General features: G+C 73.7%; 2 protein-coding genes. Both read right to left on the reverse strand.

What is annotated here, in order from left to right; genetic code table 11:
- Positions 1-168: 168 nt before the first annotated feature.
- Entirely contained in the window at positions 169-1,020 is an 852-nt protein-coding gene (locus tag NBZ83_RS31415) for a hypothetical protein (RefSeq protein WP_261571037.1), read from the reverse strand.
- A complete protein-coding gene (locus NBZ83_RS31420; RefSeq protein ID WP_261571039.1) occupies positions 1,017-2,606 on the reverse strand; it encodes a hypothetical protein in 1,590 nt (529 codons plus the stop codon). Before NBZ83_RS31420 ends, NBZ83_RS31415 begins: the two co-directional genes overlap by 4 nt.
- Positions 2,607-2,689 lie beyond the last annotated feature (83 nt).

Consider the following 2,689-nt stretch of genomic DNA (forward strand, 5'->3'; position numbering starts at 1 on the left):
GGCTCGACCATAGCGCCAACCACCGCCCCCGCGACCGCCCGCGTCGTCGGGAACAGCCCGTCCTGACGAGGGCCGGCGACCGGTGCGCCCACCCCCGAGAAGTCCAACAGCACGTCGCCGAAACGCGCACCCGGCGGCCCGATCGAGTGCAGCCGCACCCGGGAAAGCTCATACATCCGAGGTCCCCCCGATCGGCATCGCCTCGAGCAGGGCCGGCTCGTCGACGAGGACCCGAACGCTGCCGGTCCCGTCGGTGACCGTGACCACGCCGAGGGCCAGCAGCTCCTCGAAGGCCGCATCCGCGGCCAGCTCGCGGATCTGGACCTGGTAGCGGGGCGTGGTCCGGTAGGTGCCGCCGGCCTCGTCGCCGACCGAAACAAGGCAGCCGGACTCGACGAGGAAGTTCATCGCCCGGGCGATGATTCCCGTCGTCGACCCGGCGAGGCGGCGCGCGTCGCGGGTGGTGCCGGTCGAGGCGCGCCGGGCGTAGAGGCGCCAGGCGGCCTCCAGCTGCGGCGCGTCGACCGGCGGATCGACGTTCAGGTCGTCGTCGGCGGTGCGTTCGGCCAGCAGCCGGCAGCTCTCCCGGACGAAGGCATCGACGCCGTGCACGCTGACCCGCCCGACGTAGGAGGCGTCGGCGAGGTCGGCCGGGCGTGGGTAGGCGAGCGCGGCGACGGCGAGCTGGGCGAGTGCGTGCAGCAGCCGGTCGGCCGCGCGATGCTCGCCGCCGGCACGGCGGGCGTAGTCGCCGATCCGGACGGCGAAGGCCGAGTCCTCGGCGCCGGCCGGGACCAGGCCCGCCCGCTCGGAGACGTCGAGCACGATCAGCCCGAGGCCGGCGGCGATCGCCCGGGTCAGCGCGGCGAACTCCGCTTCCCGCAGGTAACGCCGCACGAGGTCGCGGTAGTCAGGGTCGCGAGCCGGTACCAACCGGGCCCGCAGGCCGAACGACACCAGCCGGGCCGCGTCGTGGGCGGTCGTCGGCCCCTCGGCGATGGTGTCAGGCTGCTGGCTCATCGTGACCTCCCTCCCGTCGGCGCAGCTGCGCCACCCGTCGGCTCCAGTTTCGTCAGGATTGATGTGATACCAGCCGGGTCCGACAACTGCGCCGCGCTGGCAGCGACGACGATCCGGGCCCGGCCGACGAGCAGGTCGGCGCCGCCGAACTCCGGATCGTCGAGCTCCACTCCGTCGTCGACGGCGACCGTGAGGGTGGCATCGCCTGCCTGCCGGGATGCGTCGACGAGGGGGTTGACCGCGTGGAGCGCCAGCAGCGCGACGAGTTCGGCGACGTCCCGCTCGCCGCCGCGGCGGGCGTCGGCGAGCAGGGCGGACAGCCGACGCGGCGCCGCCGGGTCGAGTTCGAGCAGCCCGAGCGCGTGGGCCCAGGTTTCGTCGTCGAACCGCGCCGGCTCCGCCAGCGACACCAGCTCGGCCTCGATCACCTCGGCGCCGAGCATGTCGCGTTCCAGCGGCGGGCGCAGCAGCAGGTCGACGAGGTCGAGTACCCGGGGGGCGCGGGGCGTGCGCACGCCGACGGCACCGGGGAAGAACGCCGCGGCCGGGCGCTGTGCGTCCCCGGTGGCCAGCGTCAACGTCGGTACCAGCAGCTGGGCATGCAGGTCGACGCCCCCGCGCGCCGGGGTGACGGCGAACTGCTGGCGGTCCTGCTCGGCGCGGAAGACGGCGCCCGCCTCCAACAGTCGGGCCTGCAACTGGGTGTGCCGGCGGATGCAGTCCCCGACGATCGTGACCAGGTCCGCGGCCTGGCGTTTGTGGTCGGCGTCCTCGGCGGAGTCACGGTAGCGGCGGATGTGGGTGAGGATCGCGTTCTCGTACCGGTAGCGCTGCTCGACGTGCTGCAGGGCCTCGTCGACGAGGGCGGGCATGGCGTGCAGCCAGTCGACGGCCAGGACGTTGCGCCGCGTCGCGTCGAGGTGGCGGCGCAGCTGCTCGGCGTACTGCACGGTGCGGTACCGGGCGGCCTCTGCCGCGCTGCGGGCGTCGGCGAGCCGGCCGCGGCGGATGAGCGTGTCGAGGGCGACCTCGGCGGCGACCTGCGCCGAGGTGATGTCGGTGTCCAATGCCCCGACCAGCACGGTCACCGCCTCGTCGGTGGCCCGCAGGTAGATCTCGCCGTGCGGATCGGCGAACTCGACGAGCAGCTTGAAGTCGAAGCGGCGCCGTTCGTAGCGGCCGTCGGCGTGCAGGGTGCCGTATCCGGCCTCGAACCCCCGGTTGACGTTGCCGACGTTGATGAGGTTGTGCAGCACCCAGGACGCCACCCGTTCGTGCTCGGCGCTCGGACGGTCGGGCGCCTGGGCGGCGGCGAGCGGGACGAGGCGGCGGCACACCTGGTCGTGATCCGCGCCGCGATCGAAGTCCATCGCCACGGTGACCTGGTCGATCGCATGCAGGCCGAGTTCGGCCATCGCGTAGACGGCGAAATCCGCGCCGTCCAGGTGCGCCTTGCGCACGTCGAGATCGTGCAGCGGCTGTGTCAGCGCGAGGGCCTTGAGCCGGCGGATCATCCCGACGTCGCCGACGAGCCCGACCGCGGTGGGCAGCCGGTCGGGGCCGGGGGTCGACGCGGACTCGATCATCCGTACGACTTTAGTGGTCGGCGGGGACCGGGCTGCCCACCACCCGGCGACGGCGCCCGGGTGGCCGCACGACGGTGGGGTGC

The sequence above is a fragment of the Frankia gtarii genome (assembly GCF_025403375.1).
GTDB classification, from domain to species: Bacteria; Actinomycetota; Actinomycetes; order Frankiales; family Frankiaceae; genus Frankia; species Frankia gtarii.

Excerpts from the sequence above, each read along its gene's own strand:
- NBZ83_RS31420 (WP_261571039.1), bottom strand. The coding sequence starts at position 2,606 with ATGATCGAGTCCGCGTCGACCCCCGGCCCCGACCGGCTGCCCACCGCG.
- NBZ83_RS31415 (WP_261571037.1), bottom strand. The coding sequence starts at position 1,020 with ATGAGCCAGCAGCCTGACACCATCGCCGAGGGGCCGACGACCGCCCAC.